15 protein-coding genes are annotated in these 18,069 nt (G+C 72.4%); 6 read left to right on the plus strand and 9 right to left on the minus strand.

From position 1 onward, the window contains the following. Positions 1-67 precede the first annotated feature (67 nt). Both FB465_RS12975 and FB465_RS12980 read left to right on the plus strand, forming a co-directional pair. Entirely contained in the window at positions 68-583 is a 516-nt protein-coding gene (locus tag FB465_RS12975; RefSeq protein ID WP_145790444.1) for a SigE family RNA polymerase sigma factor, read from the plus strand. Continuing rightward, positions 580-1,665 carry a hypothetical protein gene (locus FB465_RS12980; protein WP_145790454.1) on the plus strand — a complete coding sequence of 362 codons (1,086 nt, stop codon included), beginning with the start codon at positions 580-582 and terminating at the stop codon, positions 1,663-1,665. Before FB465_RS12975 ends, FB465_RS12980 begins: the two co-directional genes overlap by 4 nt. Before the next feature lie 60 nt (positions 1,666-1,725). Here FB465_RS12980 and ahcY read toward each other — a convergent pair whose 3' ends face one another. From ahcY to FB465_RS13010, 6 genes are all read right to left on the minus strand, one after another. Then, a complete protein-coding gene (gene ahcY / locus FB465_RS12985) occupies positions 1,726-3,174 on the minus strand; it encodes an adenosylhomocysteinase (RefSeq protein ID WP_145790456.1) in 1,449 nt (482 codons plus the stop codon). 244 nt (positions 3,175-3,418) lie between these two features. Continuing rightward, positions 3,419-4,393, minus strand: a complete 975-nt coding sequence (locus FB465_RS12990) for a cation diffusion facilitator family transporter (protein ID WP_145790458.1) — start codon at positions 4,391-4,393, stop codon at positions 3,419-3,421. Between the two features lie 109 nt (positions 4,394-4,502). Further along, positions 4,503-5,708 carry an SIS domain-containing protein gene (locus FB465_RS12995; RefSeq protein ID WP_145790460.1) on the minus strand — a complete coding sequence of 402 codons (1,206 nt, stop codon included), beginning with the start codon at positions 5,706-5,708 and terminating at the stop codon, positions 4,503-4,505. A 34-nt stretch (positions 5,709-5,742) separates the two neighbouring features. Further along, positions 5,743-5,925 carry a Trm112 family protein gene (locus FB465_RS13000; protein WP_145790462.1) on the minus strand — a complete coding sequence of 61 codons (183 nt, stop codon included), beginning with the start codon at positions 5,923-5,925 and terminating at the stop codon, positions 5,743-5,745. A 104-nt stretch (positions 5,926-6,029) separates the two neighbouring features. Next, positions 6,030-7,415, minus strand: a complete 1,386-nt coding sequence (locus tag FB465_RS13005; protein ID WP_145790464.1) for a phosphomannomutase/phosphoglucomutase — start codon at positions 7,413-7,415, stop codon at positions 6,030-6,032. A gap of 101 nt (positions 7,416-7,516) precedes the next feature. Further along, positions 7,517-7,888 (minus strand): DUF3499 domain-containing protein, encoded by a 372-nt coding sequence (locus tag FB465_RS13010; RefSeq protein WP_246192641.1) that lies wholly within the window; start codon positions 7,886-7,888, stop codon positions 7,517-7,519. Positions 7,889-8,017: 129 nt separating this feature from the next. Between FB465_RS13010 and FB465_RS13015 the strand changes: the two genes are divergently transcribed. Further along, a complete protein-coding gene (locus tag FB465_RS13015; protein WP_145790466.1) occupies positions 8,018-8,467 on the plus strand; it encodes a metallopeptidase family protein in 450 nt (149 codons plus the stop codon). A gap of 7 nt (positions 8,468-8,474) precedes the next feature. Here FB465_RS13015 and FB465_RS13020 read toward each other — a convergent pair whose 3' ends face one another. From FB465_RS13020 to FB465_RS13030, 3 genes are all read right to left on the minus strand, one after another. Further along, positions 8,475-10,133 (minus strand): DUF5719 family protein, encoded by a 1,659-nt coding sequence (locus FB465_RS13020; protein ID WP_145790468.1) that lies wholly within the window; start codon positions 10,131-10,133, stop codon positions 8,475-8,477. Positions 10,134-10,142: 9 nt separating this feature from the next. Further along, complete coding sequence (locus FB465_RS13025) at positions 10,143-13,940, minus strand: glycosyltransferase (RefSeq protein ID WP_145790470.1); 3,798 nt, start codon at positions 13,938-13,940, stop codon at positions 10,143-10,145. 208 nt (positions 13,941-14,148) lie between these two features. Then, positions 14,149-14,421: a WhiB family transcriptional regulator gene (locus FB465_RS13030; protein WP_145790473.1), complete on the minus strand. Its 273-nt coding sequence runs from the start codon at positions 14,419-14,421 to the stop codon at positions 14,149-14,151. 674 nt (positions 14,422-15,095) lie between these two features. Here FB465_RS13030 and FB465_RS13035 point away from each other — a divergent pair. From FB465_RS13035 to FB465_RS13045, 3 genes are read left to right on the plus strand one after another with little or no spacing between them, the layout of a single operon-like run. Next, complete coding sequence (locus FB465_RS13035) at positions 15,096-15,722, plus strand: cysteine dioxygenase (protein ID WP_246192642.1); 627 nt, start codon at positions 15,096-15,098, stop codon at positions 15,720-15,722. A gap of 28 nt (positions 15,723-15,750) precedes the next feature. Continuing rightward, positions 15,751-16,710 carry a 2-phospho-L-lactate transferase gene (gene cofD / locus FB465_RS13040; protein ID WP_145790475.1) on the plus strand — a complete coding sequence of 320 codons (960 nt, stop codon included), beginning with the start codon at positions 15,751-15,753 and terminating at the stop codon, positions 16,708-16,710. Then, positions 16,707-17,996: a coenzyme F420-0:L-glutamate ligase gene (locus tag FB465_RS13045; protein ID WP_145790477.1), complete on the plus strand. Its 1,290-nt coding sequence runs from the start codon at positions 16,707-16,709 to the stop codon at positions 17,994-17,996. Before cofD ends, FB465_RS13045 begins: the two co-directional genes overlap by 4 nt. Positions 17,997-18,069: the final 73 nt, after the last annotated feature.

Genomic DNA, 18,069 nt, shown 5'->3' on the forward strand with positions numbered 1-18,069 from the left:
TGCGCGCATTAGGGAGGCGGGTGGTGCGTCTCCGCGCCGCCGGGGAGTGAGAAGAAGGGGGGAGCTCGTGGCGAAGCAGTCACGCGACGCCGAGTTCACCGAGTACGTGGCCTCACGGGGTGGGTGGTTGCGGAAGGTCGCGTACCTGCTGTGCTCGGACTGGCACCGGGCGGACGATCTGGTCCAGGAGAGCATCACCAAGCTCTACACCAACTGGCACCGGGCCGGCCGGGTGGAGAACCGGGACGGCTATGCCCGGACGGTGTTGGTCAACACCTTCCTGGCCGAGCAGCGGTCACCCTGGTGGCGCCGGGCGAGGACGGGCGCCGAGGTGGCCGAGGCTGATGTGATCTGGAATCACTCCGACCTGGACACCTCGATCGACCTGCGGGATGCCCTGGCCGCGCTGCCGCCGCGTCAGCGGGCGACCGTGGTGCTGCGCTACTACTGCGACATGACGGTCGATCAGACCGCTCACGCGCTCGGCTGCTCGACAGGGAACGTCAAGAGCCAGACCTCTCGCGGGCTGGACAGTCTGCGCCGCAATCTCTCGGGCCGATCGGTGGAAGGGGCGCAGGCATGAGCACTCGGGACAGGGACATGGCTGCCAACGGGCTGAGCGAGGGGCTCACCGCGCTGGCGAACACTGCAGCACCGGCGAGCACCGTGGATGTGAACGAGGCGCGGCGGGTCGGACGGTCACGGCTGCTGCGGCGCCGCTTCGCGGTGCTGGGCACGGTGACGGCGGTGGCGGTCGGGGCGGCAACGCTGGCTTCGGCGCTGCCGGGAGGCGGTTCGACCGTGGTTGTGGCGCCTGCGACGACACCCTCCGGGCATCCCTCGCTGACGCCCAGCCCGACGTCGACCGGGGCGAGGCGGCTGCCGGCACTACCCTCGGGCGTTCCGTCCTCGTCGCAGACCACGGCCTCGTTCGAAGGGCGGGACCCACTGACGGCCGAGCTGGCATTCGGCTGGCTGCCGGACCCGGCATCGCCGGTCGCGTACTCGCTGCAGTTCGACGGCATGACCGTGCGGGCCGGCGGGAGGACGTTCGACAATGCCCCCTTGTTCCGAGCCAAGCTCTACCCGGCGGGGGTGACACCGGAGCTCGGCACGTTTCCGCAGGGCGCGAAGATGCTGCGGGTCGATGCTCCGCCGATCCGGGGCCGCGAGGCGTACTGGGTGTCGTCGGACGACCCGGCCTACCGGGAGGCGACCAACACCCTCCGCTGGCGGACGCCGGACGGCCGGTGGGCCGAGTTGGATTCGCAGAATCTGAAGGGTGACGACCGGCAGAGCGTGCCGCTGCGGGTCGCAGGCGGAGTGGTCGTGCTGCCGCAGCAGATCCCGCTGCCGTTCAAGGTGAACCGGCTGCCGGAGGGTGCCAGAGCGTCGGGGGCAGAGCTGGAATCCGGCAAGGACCCGGCGGACTGGATGGCCTCGGCCAGCTTCTCGACCGCTGACTCGTACTTCAGCCTCACGGTGCAACCGGTCGCGGCGCCGACCAATCAGCAGGACTGCACCACAGCCAACGGCCTCCGCGCATGTGTCTCGCTCGGGAAGCCCGCGGTGCTCGACTCCGTCGGCGGGGTGCAGGCCTGGCTGAAGCAGCTCACCCTGCTCGGCACGGATCAGAGCGCGTGGACCACCGAGGTGCTCGGCTGACGGTGGAACAGGCGTGAGCCCGGTGCCGGGGGGCACCGGGCTCACGTTCGTGTCACGGGATCAGTAGCGGTACTGCTCCGGCTTGTACGGGCCCTCGACCGGGACGCCGATGTAGTCGGCCTGGTCCTTGGTCAGGACGGTGAGCTTGACGCCCAGCGCGTCCAGGTGGAGGCGGGCGACCTTCTCGTCCAGGTGCTTCGGGAGCACGTAGACGCCGATCGGGTACTCCTCGGTCTTGGTGAAGAGCTCGATCTGCGCGATGGTCTGGTTCGCGAAGGAGTTGGACATCACGAAGGACGGGTGACCGGTCGCGTTGCCCAGGTTCAGCAGGCGGCCCTCGGACAGCATGATGATGGTGTGGCCGTCCGCGAAGCGCCACTCGTGGACCTGCGGCTTGACCTCGGTCTTCACGATGCCCGGGAGCTTCGCCAGACCGGCGATGTCGATCTCGTTGTCGAAGTGGCCGATGTTGCCGACGATCGCCTGGTGCTTCATCTTCTCCATGTGCGAGGCAAGGATGATGTCCTTGTTGCCCGTGGTGGTGATGAAAATGTCGGCGGTCGAGACGACCTCGTCCAGGGTGGTGACCTGGTAGCCGTCCATGGCGGCCTGCAGGGCGCAGATCGGGTCGATCTCGGTGATGATGACGCGGGCGCCCTGGCCGCGGAGCGACTCGGCGCAGCCCTTGCCCACGTCGCCGTAGCCGGCGACGACGGCGACCTTGCCGCCGATCAGGACGTCGGTGGCGCGGTTGATGCCGTCGATCAGCGAGTGGCGGCAGCCGTACTTGTTGTCGAACTTCGACTTGGTGACGGCGTCGTTGACGTTGATGGCCGGGAACAGCAGCTTGCCGTCGCGGTGCATCTCGTACAGGCGGTGGACGCCGGTGGTGGTCTCCTCGGTGACGCCCTTGATGGTGGCGGCGACCTCGGTCCACTTGCTCGGCGACTCGGTGAGCGTGCGGTTGAGCAGCTCGAGGATGATCCGGTACTCGTCGTTGTCGGCGGTGGACGGGTCCGGGGCCTCGCCGGCCTTCTCGAACTCGACGCCCTTGTGGATCAGGAGGGTGGCGTCGCCGCCGTCGTCCAGGATCATGTTCGGGGTCTGGCCGTTCGGCCAGGTGAGCGCCTGCTCGGTGCACCACCAGTACTCGTCCAGGGTCTCGCCCTTCCAGGCGAAGACCGGGACGCCGGAGGGGTTCTCGACGGTGCCCTCCGGGCCGACCGCGATGGCGGCGGCGGCGTGGTCCTGGGTCGAGAAGATGTTGCAGGAGCACCAGCGGACCTCGGCACCGAGGGCGGTGAGGGTCTCGATCAGCACGGCGGTCTGCACGGTCATGTGCAGCGAGCCGGTGATGCGGGCGCCGGCCAGCGGCTGGGAGGCCGCGAACTCCTTGCGGATCGACATCAGGCCGGGCATCTCGTGCTCGGCGAGCTGGATCTCCTTGCGGCCGAACGGGGCCAGGGAGAGGTCGGCGACCTTGAAGTCACCGGTGATGTTCGACGACATGCGTCTTGCTCCTCGCTGCGTGGGGTTGGGCCAGGTTCCGGGTGTGCTTGGCGGCAGAGTGCCCGACGGTGCGGCGCCCTGCTGCGGCACAATCCGTCGGAGGACCTCTCTCCCTCGACCGGTGCGCACCAAGGCGCCACCGATCGACCGCCATCAGCAGCGACGTTTGGCTCTGGGGACGAATCTACACCGGCGGCCAGTTGGCACAGACGTAGTACGGGTGGTTTCGGCCGCGGGCGTGCCGTCAGTGGGCGCTCGGGCCCGGGCCGCCGGGGGTGGCGGCGGGGTCGGGGCCGGCCGCGGCCTTCTCGGCGCTGTAGATGTCCGGCTCCAGGTAGATGGCGCGGGCGATCGGGACCACCCTGCGGACCCGGGCCTCGGCCAGGTCGATCGCCTGCGCGACCTGGGCGGCGTTGTCCTCCGCGTTGACGCCGATCTTCGCGGCGACCAGCAGCTCCTCGGGCCCGACGTGCAGGGTGCGCATGTGGATCACGTCGGTGACCGAGTCGTGGTCGACCAGGGCGTCGCGGATCTGCGCCACGACCTCCTTGTCCGCGGACTCGCCGATCAGCAGCGACTTGGTCTCCAGCACCAGCACGACCGCGATGACCACCAGCAGGATGCCGATGCAGAGCGTGCCGATGCCGTCCCAGATGCCGTCACCGGTGATCACGGTGAGGCTGACGCCGAGCAGCGCGAGCACCAGACCGATCAGCGCGCCGGTGTCCTCCAGCAGCACGATGGGCAGCTCGGGGGCCTTGGCGCGGCGGATGTACTCGACCCAGCTGCGCCCGCCCTTGTCCTTGGCGGCCTCCCGGTACGCCGTCAGGAAGGACCAGCCCTCCATGGCGATGGCGAAGACCAGCACACCGACGGCCCAGTACCAGCCGTGCAGCTCGTGCGGTTCCTTGATCTTCTCGTAGCCCTCGAAGATCGCGAACAGGCCGCCGACGGTGAACAGCACGATGGAGACCAGGAAGCCGTAGACATAGCGCTCGCGACCGTAGCCGAACGGGTGCTGCTCGTCCGCCTCACGGGCCGCGCGCTTGCCGCCGACCAGCAGCAGCACCTGGTTCCCGGAGTCAGCCACCGAGTGCACACCTTCGGCGAGCATGGACGACGAGCCGGTGAAGGCGAAGGCCATGAACTTGCCTGCCGCGATCGCCAGGTTCGCGGACAGTGCCGCGACGAGTGCCTTGGTACCGCCTTCGGTGCTCATGCTCGGGTTTGGTCCCTCCGACGGGCCGGTGGTCCGGCCTTCGCTCAGTCTGCCGATCGCACACAGTATCCCGAGGAGCGGGCAGGCCTGAGCGCCGGTCAGTGGGTGGTCACTCCTGAGCCGCCGCCAGGCCGAGGTAGACCGCCGCGAAGTCGGTCAGACCGGTCAGCTCCGCCAGGGCCTGCAGCGGGTCCACCGGGCTGCCGGTGTACTCGGTGAGCCGGATGTCGTGTGCGGTGGCGAGGCGGCGGGCCCGGGCCACGGCGTAGCCGGGGTCCTGTTCCTCGTCGCCCGCCTCGGCGGCCTGACGCAGCAACAGCACCTGGAGCAGCAGCGGGTCGGGCTCGTCGATCCGGTCGCGGAAGAAGTCGTCCGGGTCGGAGCCCGAGCCGAGCTGGCCGACGAACATGCCCCGGTGGGTGGTGAGCACCTGCGGCAGCAGGCCGGTCAGGGCGGGGCGGCCGGCCCGGGCGGCGAGCATCGCGGCGAACCGTTCGACCACCACCCCGGCCACCGGGCCCTCCGCCCAGAGCAGCGGGACGGTGCCGGAGAGCTGGGCGGCCAGACCCTTGGCCGGGTTGAGGTACGCGGCGGCGTCCGGGCGGCAGCGTACGGCGACCTCGTCCAGCTGGTCCGCGGTGGCCTGCAGCGCGCCCGGGGGCAGCTGGGTGACCTCGATCCGCTCCGCGAGGGCGAGCAGCGGGGCCAGGACGGCCCAGAGGGCGCCCGGGTCCTCTGGCGGGAGGTCGGGCTCGTCCGGCCGGTGGCGGGTGTCGTCCTCGGTGTCGGCGGGCGCCGGCGGGACGTACGGCAGCGGGAGGCCGCGGACCTGCAGGGCCGCCTCGGCGAGCGGGCTCGCGGTGGGCGCGATCACGGCGATGGCGCAGCCGCGCGCGTACGCCTGCTCGGCGAGCGTGATCAGGCCGCGCTCACCGCCGTCGGCGGAGGCGATGACCAGCAGGTCGAGCGGGCCGGCCCAACCCGGCAGCTGCCAGGAGAGACCCACCGTGAGGGCCGGGGTGCCGAGCTCGCCGCGCGGGACGAAGGAGACGCCGGAGGGGGCCAGGGGGAGGACCTGGCAGCTGGTGACGGCCATGGCGGCCAGCGCCGCGCCGGCCGTCAGGGTGCTGCCGTGTCCGGCGACCAGGACCGTACGGGGCCGGCCGTCCGGCCGCAGGGCCGACAGGCCGGCCGCGTCGGCGAGCCGCAGGGCGGTCCGGATCCGGGCGCCCGCGCCGGCGAGGGCGAGCAGGGCGTGGTCGCGGTCGGCACGCTGGAGGGCGGCCGGGTCGTCGAGCAGGGTGTCGTCGAGCATGCGGCTGGCCTCCAACGGCCTCACGACGGACGGGTCAGGAGGGGCGGCGGGCCTCGTCCACGAGGAGCACGGGGATGCCGTCGCGCACCGGGTAGATCAGGCCGCAGCTGTCCCCGGTGCAGCGCAGCTCACGCTCGTCGTCCTGGCCGGACTCGGCGAGGGCGGAGTGGCACTGGGGGCAGACCAGGATCTCCAGCAGGAAGGGCGGCAGGCTCATGGACGTCAGGCTCCAAGGTTCGTGTGGGGGGCTGTTACGACGGTGCCCCGGCCAGTAGCAACCCTACCGGCCGGGGCACCGCTGAAGTCAGAGGCGTGCCCTGCTCAGGCGCGGACGAGGGCGAGGACGGCGTCGCGGACCTCGGCCATCTTCCCGGGGTCGCGGGCCTCGACGTTCAGGCGGAGCAGCGGTTCGGTGTTGGAGGCGCGGAGGTTGAACCACCAGTCCTTGCCGGCGATGGTCAGGCCGTCCAGTTCGTCGACGGTGACGTCCTCGAGCGAGGCGTAGGTGGTGCGGACGGCGGCGGTGCGGTCGGCCTGGTCGGCGACGGTGCTGTTGATCTCGCCGGAGGCGGCGTAGCGGTCGTACTCGGCGGTGAGGGCGGACAGGGTGCCGGTCTGGCCGCCGAGGGCGGCGAGGACGTGGAGGGCGGCGAGCATGCCGGTGTCGGCGCGCCAGAAGTCGCGGAAGTAGTAGTGGGCGGAGTGTTCGCCGCCGAAGACGGCGTCCGTGGTGGCCATCTCCTGCTTGATGAAGGAGTGGCCGACGCGGGTGCGCACCGGGGTGGCGCCGAGTTCGCGGACCACCTCGGGGACGGTCCAGGAGGTGATCAGGTTGTGGATGATGGTGGGGTTGTGCTCGCCGGCGGCCTTGGCGCGGGCGATCTCCCGGGCGGCGACCAGGGCGGTGATCGCGGAGGGGGAGACCGGTTCGCCGCGCTCGTCGACGACGAAGCAGCGGTCGGCGTCGCCGTCGAAGGCCAGGCCGATGTCCGCGCCGGTCTCGACGACCTTGGCCTGCAGGTCGACCAGGTTGGCCGGGTCCAGCGGGTTGGCCTCGTGGTTGGGGAACGTGCCGTCCAGCTCGAAGTACAGGTCGACCAGGTCGATCGGCAGCCCGTCGAACACGGTCGGCACGGTGTGCCCGCCCATGCCGTTGCCGGCGTCGACGACGACCTTCAGCGGCCGGATCGCGGACAGGTCCACCAGGCCCAGCAGGTGGTCGGCGTAGCCGCGCAGGGTGTCCTGGGAGGAGAGCGAGCCCGGCTTCACGTCCACCGGCGGGATGGTCACGGTGTCGTCCGCGGCGGTCCAGGACTCCACCAGCTCCCGGACCTGGGACAGCCCGGTGTCCTGGCCGACCGGCGCCGCGCCGGCACGGCAGAGCTTGATGCCGTTGTACTGCGCGGGGTTGTGCGAGGCGGTGAACATCGCCCCGGGCAGGTCCAGCTTCCCGGACGCGTAGTACAGCTGGTCGGTGGAGCACAGCCCGATCTCCACCACGTCCGCGCCGTACGCGGCGGCGCCCTCCGCGAACGCCCGCGACAGCGACGGCGACGACGGACGCATGTCATGCCCCACCACGATCGCCGACGCACCCACCACCCGCACGAACGCCGCACCGAACGCCCGAGCCAACGACTCGTCCCACTGATCCGGCACCACACCCCGGACGTCGTACGCCTTCACCAACTGCTTCAGGTCCCGCACTGCTGGCTCCACCAAGATGTTGGGTACTCAGACGTAGGGCAGCGTACCCGGCGGCCGTGAGGCCTCGGTGAACGCGGACCGGCCGGCGATCGGGGGCGGTCTCAGTTCTCCGGCGAGCGCAGCACCCGCAGGTGGCCGCGGCGGCCCGCCTCGCCGGGGTCGCCCAGGGAGGTGCCGCTCTGACGGGGTGTGCGCTCCTGCGGGCGGGCGGCCTCGCGCACGGCGTTGGCCAGGGCCTCCAGGTCGTCGCTGGTGCGGCGGAGCGGGCCGACGTCGGCGGCCAGCCGGACGACCTCCCAGCCGCGCGGGGCGGTGAGGCGCTCGGCGTGCTCGGCGCAGAGGTCGTAGCAGTGCGGCTCGGCATAGGTGGCGAGCGGGCCGAGAACGGCGGTTGAGTCCGCGTAGACGTACGTCAGCGTGGCGACGGCCGGTCGGCCGCACGCGGTCCGCGAACAACGACGTACAGAGCTCACGAGGGTGGACGGTACCGCACTCCCGTCCTGCCCGCGAAGACCCGCCCCCTGCCGAGTGCACCGTGTCGCCGCGCAGACCGGTCGCGGTGGTCCACTTCCGGGCGTCCAAGGACTACGCTCGACACTGATATGGACAGCTCCGCATCCCAATCACCGGCCGACCCGTCCCGGCGCCGCAGGCACCGTGACCGGCACGGCCGCGGCCTGCGCGGGCCGCTGGCACCGCCTCAGGTGCCGATCTCGCTGACCCGCTCCGAGCTGTTCGACGACTATGTGCGCGAGTCGGTCGAACGGCTGGAGCGCAGGTGGCCGCAGCTGGTCGACGTGGAGTTCGCCGTCCAGGAGGTGCCGCTGCCGGAGCAGGGCACGCCCGACCCGGACGCCGTGCCGCTCGGGCGCCTGATCCCCGCCAAGCAGGGTCACAAGAGCCGGATCGTGGTCTACCGCCGCCCGGTCGAGATCCGCGCCAAGGGGCGCGAGGACCGGGCGGCGCTCGTCCACGAGATCCTGATCGAGCAGGTGGCCGATCTGCTCGGGCTCTCGCCCGATGCGATCGACCCCCGCTACGACGAGGACTGAGCCCCGGTCAGGGCCGGACCAGCAGGCCCGGCTCCTGGTCCGCCTGCGGCACTCGTACGGTGCTGTGGTCGTCGCGCAGCGCCTGGATCGTGAACATCGGGACGCCCTTGCCGTCCACCGCGAGCATCCGGGCGGCCACCACGGGGCCACCGGAGACGGTCTCCACGGTGAGGCCGAAGACGCCGTTCAGCCCGCCGGGCTCGGGGACCGGCATGCCGACCGTCGCGCCGGCCGGAACGTCGACCTCCTTGGTGGCCGGGGTGCCGCCGCCGCTGCCCGCCGACGAGGTCAGCTTGACCTTGGAGGCCGCGCCGGTCGAGGTGAGGTAGAGCGTCGAGGCGCCGCCGCCGCGGTTCTCGGCGATGCTCGCCCGCTTGCCGACGGGGATGCTGCCGGTGATCCAGGCCGCGTCCGACTTGCCGTCCTTGGTGCGGTCGACGCGCAGCGAGGCCACGATCGGGGTCTGGTGCGCGGGGTCGGTCGGGGTGAGCCGCAGCGCGCCGACCTCGCCGCGGGTGAAGCCCTCGCCGCGGGTGCCGGTGCCCAGGTCTGCGATCGCGACCATGCCCGCCTTGACGTGGATGGTCTCGTGACCGGCCGGGGTGAACCAGCCGTTCTTCCCGGAGATCTGGATCTTCAGGTCCGCATCGTCGTCACCGGGGACGGCGACCACCAGATGCGCTGTCGCGGTGTCCGCCGGGAGGCCGGGCATGACCACCGAGGCCGCCGGGTCCGCCGAGGCGGGGATCCAGTCGGCGCCCTTGGAACCGTCGGCGGTGTGCACGGCGGCCCCGACCCGCCCGCTGCGGGCGATCACCTGCACGGCCAGGTCGTTGACCGGCCCCTTGGTCAGGTTCGGCAGCAGCAGGACGGCCTGCGAGGCGCCGGGGGCGACGGTGATGCCGGTGGTGGCGTCGTTGTCGATCGGGCCCTTGTCGCCGTACAGCTTGAGGTCCACCACCGCCGGGACGGTGTCGGCGTTGACCAGGCTCACGTAGTCGACCCGGTCGCCCGCCGTGCTGGCGCCCGCGAACCAGAAGTTCGTGCCGGACGGGGCGCAGTTGATCCCGGACATGCCGAGGCCGCGCTGGTCGGTCACGGTGGTGGTCTGGGTGACGGTGAAGCCGGGCGCGTACGCACCGGTGGCGACGGCGAGGGCACCGGGGGCGATGTCGCCGGTGAAGGCCGGGCCGGTGACGGGGACGCCGACCTTGGTGAGGGCGAGCCGGGCGTCGCTGGGCGCGGCGGCGGCCGCTCCGGACGCGGAGGCCGACGGGGCCGTTGACGGGGCGGGGGCGGCCGGTGCCACGGCCTGCGGGGTCACGTCCGAGAGCGAGGCCGAGCCGCCGGTGGCCGAGCCGCCCGCCGGGGTGAGCAGGGTGAGGTTGGTGCTGCCGGTGAGGCCCTGCAGCGGCTGGGGGCAGACCAGCGAGGTGCGCTCGACCTGCGCCGTGGTCACCGCGCCGCTGCCGTCGGCGGCGGCCGGGGTGACCGGCGGGCGCAGCTCGGCGATCCCGAGGCCCACGGCGAGCACCGCTGCGGCGGCCAGCAGCGAGGTGCCGGTGCGGCTGCCGCCGGCCAGCGCGGCCGGGTTGAGGGACTTGAGGCTGGGCGCCTTCAGGTTGGGGGCCTTGATGTTCGGGGCCTTGAGGTTGGGCTTCTTCATGACGGTGGGTCAGCTCCCCGTTCCGTTGTGGTGCGGGTGACCGCCGTTGCCGTAGGGGTCGTTCGGGTCGTAGTACGTCTCGGGCTGCGGCTGGCCGGGCGCCCAGGGCTGCTGCTCGGGGGTGGCGTAGCCCGCGTACTGGTCGTAGCCGTACTGCTGCTGCTCGTACTGGTCGGCGTACTGGTCCGGGTACTGCTGCTGCGGGTACGGCTCCGCGTACTGCTGCTGGCCGTACTGCCCGCCTGCGGGCTGCTGGGCCGCGTACGGGTCCCAGCCGTACGGGTCGGCCTGCTGGTACTGCTCCTGGTACGGGTCCGCCGCGGGGTGGGCGGGCTCGGCCTCGGGCTCGCCGGCGCCCTGCTGCGGGATCCCGGCCGCGTACACGCCGGTGTCGGGCTCGGCGCCCTCACCCTCGCCGCGCTCGGCCATCCGGCGGGCCCGGCGGCTACCCGGGAGGGGGGCCTGTGCCTGGGCGGCGGCGGCCAGCGCGGCGGCGGCGACCACCTCCTCGGGCAGGTCGTCGTCGTTGTGGTTGCGGCGGCCGGGCAGGGCGAGCACCAGGACGGTGGTGGCGAGCAGCAGCTGCGCCCAGATCCAGCCGGTGTGCAGCAGGCTGGAGTCACGGGTGAGCTCGAGCCGGCCGCCGTCGGCGGGGAGCTTGAAGCCCTGTGCCCAGCCGTCGACGGTGACGGACTCCAGGGCGGTGCCGTCCAGGGTGGCCTGCCACTTGGGGTCGGCCTGCTCCGCGAGGCGCAGGACGCGGCCCGCCGGACCGGCCGGGATCGTGGTGTCGATGTCGTGGACACCCGCCGGGACGGACACGGGGGCGCCCTTCGGGCTGGTGATCACGGCCCGGGTCGCGGGGGCGCCGCTGACCTGCCAGAGGGCGATGCCGTTCTCCTGGCTGAGCTTGGTCAGGCCGGGGGTGGTGTCCAGGACGTCCTCGACCTTGGCGATCATCGGGTCCTTGACCTCGAGGTAGCCGACGCCGTAGCCGGCCAGGGACTTCGCCTGCTCTCCGCCGGAGCCCGCGAGCAGGCGGCCGACCAGCGTGGTCAGATCACCGCTGCTGCCGGCGTCCACGGTGCCCTCGGCCTGGCCGAGGGTCAGGCCGGCGCCGCGGACCAGGGCGTAGCGGACGCCCGAGGCGCCGGCGTCGCCGGTGAGGACGAGGGTGCGGGAGCGGTCGGTGGTGCCGGCCTCCTCCGCGACGAAGGCGGGGACCTGGGCGGCCTCGGTGCGCCGCAGCGGGCCGTCGGCTCCGGTGACGGCCCACCAGACGGCGGTGCCGAGCGGGGCGAGCACGGCGGAGGCGACCACCAGCGCGGCGACCGGCTGGCGCCAGCCGAAGGCGATCCCGGCGACGCGGGCGTTGGCGCCGTCGGCGCCGATCGCGGCGGCGGCCAGCAGGGCGACGCCGGTGAGCAGGGTCGCGGGCCCGGCCCAGGCGGCCACGGCCTGTCCGCCGGAGGCCGGGGTGACGCTGGTGCCGGCCACCGCGACGGTGAACAGCAGCCCGGCCCCGGCGGCGCCCCAGGCGGCCAGCACCGCGCGGCGGCGGTCGGCGCGCAGCAGGGCGGCGAGGGCGGTGAGCACGACACCGGCGGAGAGCCAGATCGGCGGGACGCCGGAGCCGCCGGGGTTCACCAGGATCAGGCCGAGCGGGTTCGCGGCGGAGCCGTTGAAACCGGGCAGCCCGGCCTCGAGGAGCAGCCGGGAGGGGTGCATGAGCACCTGGAGCGACCACGGGGCGAGGACCAGGACCGGTACGCCGAGGATGACCACCACCCGCAGGCCGAGCAGGCGCAGCGCCTCCCCGCCGGAGCCGAAGGCGCCGCCGCGCAGCACGGCGTAGACCAGTGCGGCGAGGCTGAGCGGTACGGCGATGGCCCAGGTCAGCGGGACGAAGGCGGTGCTGATGGTGAGCATCAGCACGGTCATCCAGGCGCTGCGCCAGCCGGGGCGGGCGCCCTTGGCGGCGGTCTCGGTACGGATGCCGAGGCCCGCGGTGATGGCGGCGGCGCGGGCCAGCGGCGGGAGCAGCACGGCGAGGACGGCGGTGCCGATCCGGCCCTGGGCGAGCGCGCCGGTGGCCGCGGGCAGCAGGGCGTACGTGGCGCTGGCCCAGGCGCGGACCAGCTTGGACTCGATCAGCGGGCGGGAGACCAGGTAGGCGCTGACGGCGGCGAGCGGGATGGAGAGCACCACGAGCAGGGTGATCGCGAAGTCCGCGTGGTCGAACAGCAGCCAGGAGAGCACCGAGAGCACGGCCAGGTACGGCGGTGCGGTGGCTGTGGAGCCGGTGCCGACGGGGTGCCAGCTGCCCGCGTACATGTTCCACAGGCCCGCCGCGCCGTCGGAGACGGGCAGCAGGGCGCCGCCGAGCAGGCTGCCGCTGCCGATCAGGTTGCGGCAGGCGGCCAGGGCGAAGAGCAGCAGGCCGATGAAGAGCAGCGGGGCCGGGCGCCTGGCGATCTTCTTGAGCAGGGCGAACTGCTCGACCACCAGGTCGTCGGCGTCCTCGTCGCCGGGGCCGGACTCGACCGAGCCGTGGCGGCCGGCGCCCGAGTCGTCGCTGCCGCCGATGCCGAGGGCGCTGATGGCCTGTTCGACGGCGAGGCGGGCGGTGGCGCCGGGGGCCGGGAAGAGCGTGCGGTCGTCGAGCCCGTCGGCGACCCGCGTCCTGGCCCGGCGTTTGCGGGCGAGCAGCAGGCGGGGCAGGCGGATCAGCTCGTGGCCGAGGCCGGCCAGCTCGTCGAAGGCCTGCTTCGGGTCCTTGCCGACCAGGTTGGCGATGACGCGCAGCAGGGTGCCCAGCACGAGCCGGAGCAGGACGTACGGGAAGAGCACGCCCTTGGAGTTGGCGAGCAGGGTGTAGACGGCGCCGGCCTTGTCGACGCGGTGCGGGTGGGCGGCGCCGCAGTCGATGGCGCGGCGCTCGCGGCTGGCGGCCTCGGCGTGCCGGAGCACGGCATCGGGGGCGACGACGACCCGGTACCCCGCGGCGTTGACCCGCCAGCAGAAGTCGGTGTCGTCGCGCATCAGCGGCAGCGCCTTGTCGAAGCCGCCGAGCTCCTCGAAGACGTCGCGGCGGACCAGCATGCCGGCGGTCGAGACGGCGAGCACCGGGCGGACCTGGTCGTGCTGGCCCTGGTCCTGCTCGCGGCGGTCGAGTCCGGTCCAGCGGCGGCCGGAGCGGGCGATGGTGACGCCGACCTCGAGCAGCTGCCTGCGGTCGTACCAGCTGCGCAGCTTGGGGCCGACGACGGCGGCGGACGGGGTGGAGTCGGCCACCTGGAGCAGTCGGCGCAGGGCGTCGGTCTGCGGTTCGCAGTCGTCGTGCAGCAGCCAGAGCCACTCGATGGGCTGCGTCTCGCGCGGGCCGCCGCGGCCGAGCTCGTCCTCGGCGCCGAGCGGGTCGCCGAAGTCGTCCCAGCCACCGGTGACGGGGTCGTACCCGGAGGGGTCGAGGCTGTACGGGAGGTCCTCGGGGCGCAGCGGCGGGCTGTTGAAGACGGCCTGGGCGACGGCGGTGCCGAAGCCGGAGCGGCGGCCGAGGATCAGCGGGCCGCTCTCGGGCAGCCAGTCACCGAGGGTGTCCTCCAGCAGCTGCGGGGAGGTGTCGGTGGAGCCGGTGTCGACGGCGAGGATCCGCTGCACCTGCCGGTCCTGGCCGAGCAGGCCGGCCAGCGCCTGCGGGAGCCAGCGGGCACCGTCGTGCGAGACGATCACGGCGGTGACCAGGTGGCGCGGGTACGCGGGCGGCCTCGCAGCTGAGAAGCCGCTCTGGTGGCTGTAGACAGTCATCGAGTGCGCTGGCCCCAGGTCTGAAATGGATGCAGCCGGTGGATGCAGCCGGTGGACGGCAGATGGCGCACCACACTAACGGCTCCGGATGGCGACGGTGCCTCCGGAGTCGGTCCTGCGGATGTGCGGGAATGCGAAAGCGCCCCACCGTCCCGGTGAGGCGCTGGCACAGCTGCTGTGTGGGTGGACCGATTTTGTCGGCGGCTGGTCAGACCGCGCTCTTCTTCAGGCGCCGGCGCTCGCGCTCGGAGAGACCGCCCCAGATTCCGAAGCGCTCGTCGTTGGCGAGGGCGTACTCGAGACACTCGGAGCGGACCTCACAGGCGAGGCAGACCTTCTTGGCCTCGCGGGTGGAGCCGCCCTTCTCCGGGAAGAAGGACTCGGGGTCGGTCTGGGCGCACAGCGCGCGCTCCTGCCAACCGAGCTCCTCTTCGTCCTCCTCGATGCCCTCACCGATCAACAGCTCAAAGAGCTCGCTCATTTGGCGCGCCTCCTCTGCCCCTTGTGGCGTCCCCGTGGTGTTGCCGTTGCCTGGAGCGGCGGAACGACACGAGTGAAATTACATGTGCGTCACTCTGGCCCAGTCAAGCCGAGCTCTGGTATTGGGTCGAGGATTCACTCCCCGGAACCAAGGCATTACGATAAGTGTACATATCCGGACATTCAGGACTTACCGGCCTGATCACCATCAACCGTCCGGAACCACCCACCGGCTGACTTGCAGTCAACACGGACCGCCCCGAATCTGACCACCCCCCAAACGGGGGGACGCCGACGGCAGCGGTCCGGTTGCCGGATCATCGCCTGCCTTCCCGGCGATCTTCGCATCGAAACCTAGAGGGTGATTTATCACCCCATCGGGTGGTTGAGGGTCGGTCTGACCCGAATGTCCGGTCGACCGAGTTGACACCGCCGCCCCTCTTGCGGTCTCCTTGCTCTCATGTCAGAGTTCGCCACCCACCGGAGCCGCCAGGCCGTGCTCCGTCGTGCCGCGAGCTCGCTCTGTTGTCGCCTCTGTTCCTGCTGTATCTAGGCGCCCGCTGTCCCACCGCGCGCCGCCCAGGAACAACGAGGCCGCCCGCGCGACAGTCCCCCCTGAATCTCCGCGGATCCGGCTGATCCCCTCCCCGAACCAGCCGCTCCGAGGACCCTTCCATGCGAATGACCCGCATCCGCAAGCGCAACAGAGACCGCAACAAGCTCGCCCGCCGCGTGGCTGAGACCGTCCACATCGCCGCGCCCCGGCACCCCTGGACCGACGGCCTGAGCGACGTCAGCATCGCCGGCGACCCGCTGGCCTTCCCGCACCTCGCCCGCACCGACGTCCCGCACCATCCGACCACCGTGGCCGGGTACGCGCAGCTCGTCCGGGAGATCGCCGCCGACCGCGACCGCTGGGCACCGCTGGTCAGGTACGACGCCCTCACCCGCTGGTACGCCCGGCTGGAGACCGGCCCCGGCTACGAGGTCTGGCTGCTCAGCTGGCTGCCGGGCCAGAGCAGCGGCTTCCACGACCACGGCCAGTCCTCGGGTGTGATGACGGTCGTTCAGGGCGAGCTCGTCGAGCGCTCGCTCTCGCAGGCCGGCGAGGGCTCGCGCACCCTGCGCCCCGGCGGGCAGCGGGTCTTCTCCTCCGGCTACCTGCACGAGGTCGTCAACGCCGCCCTCGAACCGGCCGTCAGCATCCACCTCTACTCCCCCGGCCTGGTCGAGATGAACCAGTACGGTGCGGCCGGTGTCGTTCCGGAAAGCGCCGTCGAGATGCAGCCCGAGGCCCGCTGACAAGCGTCCCGCCTGGCAGGATGACCCCATGCGCATCGTGGCACTGGCAGGCGGGATCGGCGGAGCGCGCTTCCTGCGCGGACTCAAGGACGTGGTCACCCCGGAGGACGAGATCACCGTCATCGGGAACACCGGCGACGACATCCACCTCTTCGGACTCAAGGTCTGCCCGGACCTGGACACCGTGATGTACACCCTCGGCGGGGGCATCCACGAGGAGCAGGGCTGGGGCCGGGCGGACGAGACCTGGTCGGTCAAGGCCGAGATGAAGGCGTACGGCGTCGGGCCCGAGTGGTTCGGGCTCGGCGACAAGGACTTCGCCACGCACATCGTGCGCAGCCAGATGCTGACCGCCGGCTACTCGCTGAGCCAGGTCACCGAGGCACTGTGCGTCCGCTGGAAGCCGGGTGTCCGGCTGCTGCCGATGAGCGACGACCGGGTCGAGACGCACGTCCGGATCACGGACTCCGAGGGAACGCGCGCGGTGCACTTCCAGGAGTACTGGGTCCGGCTGCACGCCGCGGTGGACGCCGAGGCGATCATCCCCGTCGGTGCGGACACCGCCAAGCCCGCTCCCGGAGTGCTGGAGGCCATCGCGGCGGCGGACGTGATCCTCTTCCCGCCGTCCAACCCGGTGGTGAGCATCGGCACCATCCTCGCCGTCCCCGGCATCCGGCAGGCCGTCAGCGCGGCGGCCGCCCCGGTGGTCGGGCTCTCGCCGATCATCGGCGGCGCGCCGGTGCGCGGCATGGCCGACAAGGTGCTCGCCGCGGTCGGGGTCGCCGCCACCGCCGATGCGGTCGCGCTTCACTACGGCGCCGATCTGCTGGACGGGTGGCTGGTGGACACGCAGGACGCCGGTGCGGTCGCGGCGGTGGAGGCGGCGGGCATTCCCTGCCGGGCGGTTCCGCTGCTGATGACGGACGCCGACGCCACGGCCGCGATGGCCCGGGCGGCGCTGGAGCTGGCGGAGCAGGTGCGTTCGTGATCCAGGTGCTACCGGTCGAGGGGCTGCCGGAGATCGACGCGGACTCGGACCTGGGCGCGCTGATCGCCAAGGCGGGCGAGTTCGAGGACGGCGACATCCTGCTGGTCACCTCGAAGATCGTCAGCAAGGCGGAGGGCCGTGTGCTGCACGCCGCCGACCGGGAGGCCGCGATCGATGCGGAGACCGTACGGGTGGTCGCGCGGCGCGGTCCCGTGCGGATCGTGGAGAACCGCAACGGGCTGGTGATGGCCGCGGCCGGGGTGGACGCCTCCAACACCGCGCCGGGGACCGTCCTGCTGCTGCCCGAGGACCCGGACGCCTCGGCGCGCGCACTGCGGGAACGGCTGCAGCAGCTGACGGGACGCCGGCTCGCCGTGATCATCACGGATACCTTCGGCCGCCCCTGGCGGAACGGGCTGACCGACGTCGCCATCGGCGCCGCCGGGCTGCCGGTGCTGGAGGACCACCGGGGGCGTACGGACAGCCACGGCAACGAGCTGGCGATGACCGTCACCGCGACGGCCGACGAACTCGCGGCGGCGGCCGACCTGGTCAAGGGCAAGGCCACCGGCACCCCCGTGGCCGTGGTCCGGGGCCTGGCGCAGCTGGTCACCCCCGAGGACGGTGACGGCACCCGGCCGCTGATCCGCGCGGCCACCGACGACATGTTCCGGCTCGGGACCTCGGAGGCGGTCCGCGAGGCCGTGACGCTCCGCCGGACCATCCGTTCCTTCACCGCCGAGCCGGTCGACCCGGCGGCCGTACGCCGCGCGGTGGCCGCGGCCGTCACCGCGCCCGCCCCGCACCACACCACGCCGTGGCGCTTCGTGCTGCTGGAGGCGGCGGACGTCCGGGAACGGCTGCTCGACGCGATGCTCGCGGCCTGGCAGCGCGACCTCGCCGGGCTCGACGGCTGGGACGAGGCGAAGATCGCCCGCCGGACCGCACGGGGGAACGTGCTGCGGGACGCCCCGTACCTGGTGGTCCCCTGCCTGGTGATGGACGGTTCGCACGACTACCCGGACGAGCGGCGCGCGGCCGCCGAGCGCGAGATGTTCACCGTCGCGATCGGGGCTGCCGTGCAGAACCTGCTGGTCACGCTGGCCGGCGAGGGCTACGGCTCGGCGTGGGTGTCCTCGACGATGTTCTGCCGGGACACCGTGCGCGGCGTGCTGGAACTGCCGGACACCTGGGACCCGATGGGCGCGATCGCCGTCGGCCGCCCGGCGGAGTCCCCCAGGGAGCGCCCTGCCCGGACGGCGGACGCCTTCATCACCGTGCGCTAGACCGGGCCTGGACGAGGTTCGGGACGGTCTCGCCCTGCTGCCAGTTGAGCGACGAGACCTGCGGCCGGGTGGG

The organism is Kitasatospora atroaurantiaca, from assembly GCF_007828955.1.
Classification (GTDB): domain Bacteria; phylum Actinomycetota; class Actinomycetes; order Streptomycetales; family Streptomycetaceae; genus Kitasatospora; species Kitasatospora atroaurantiaca.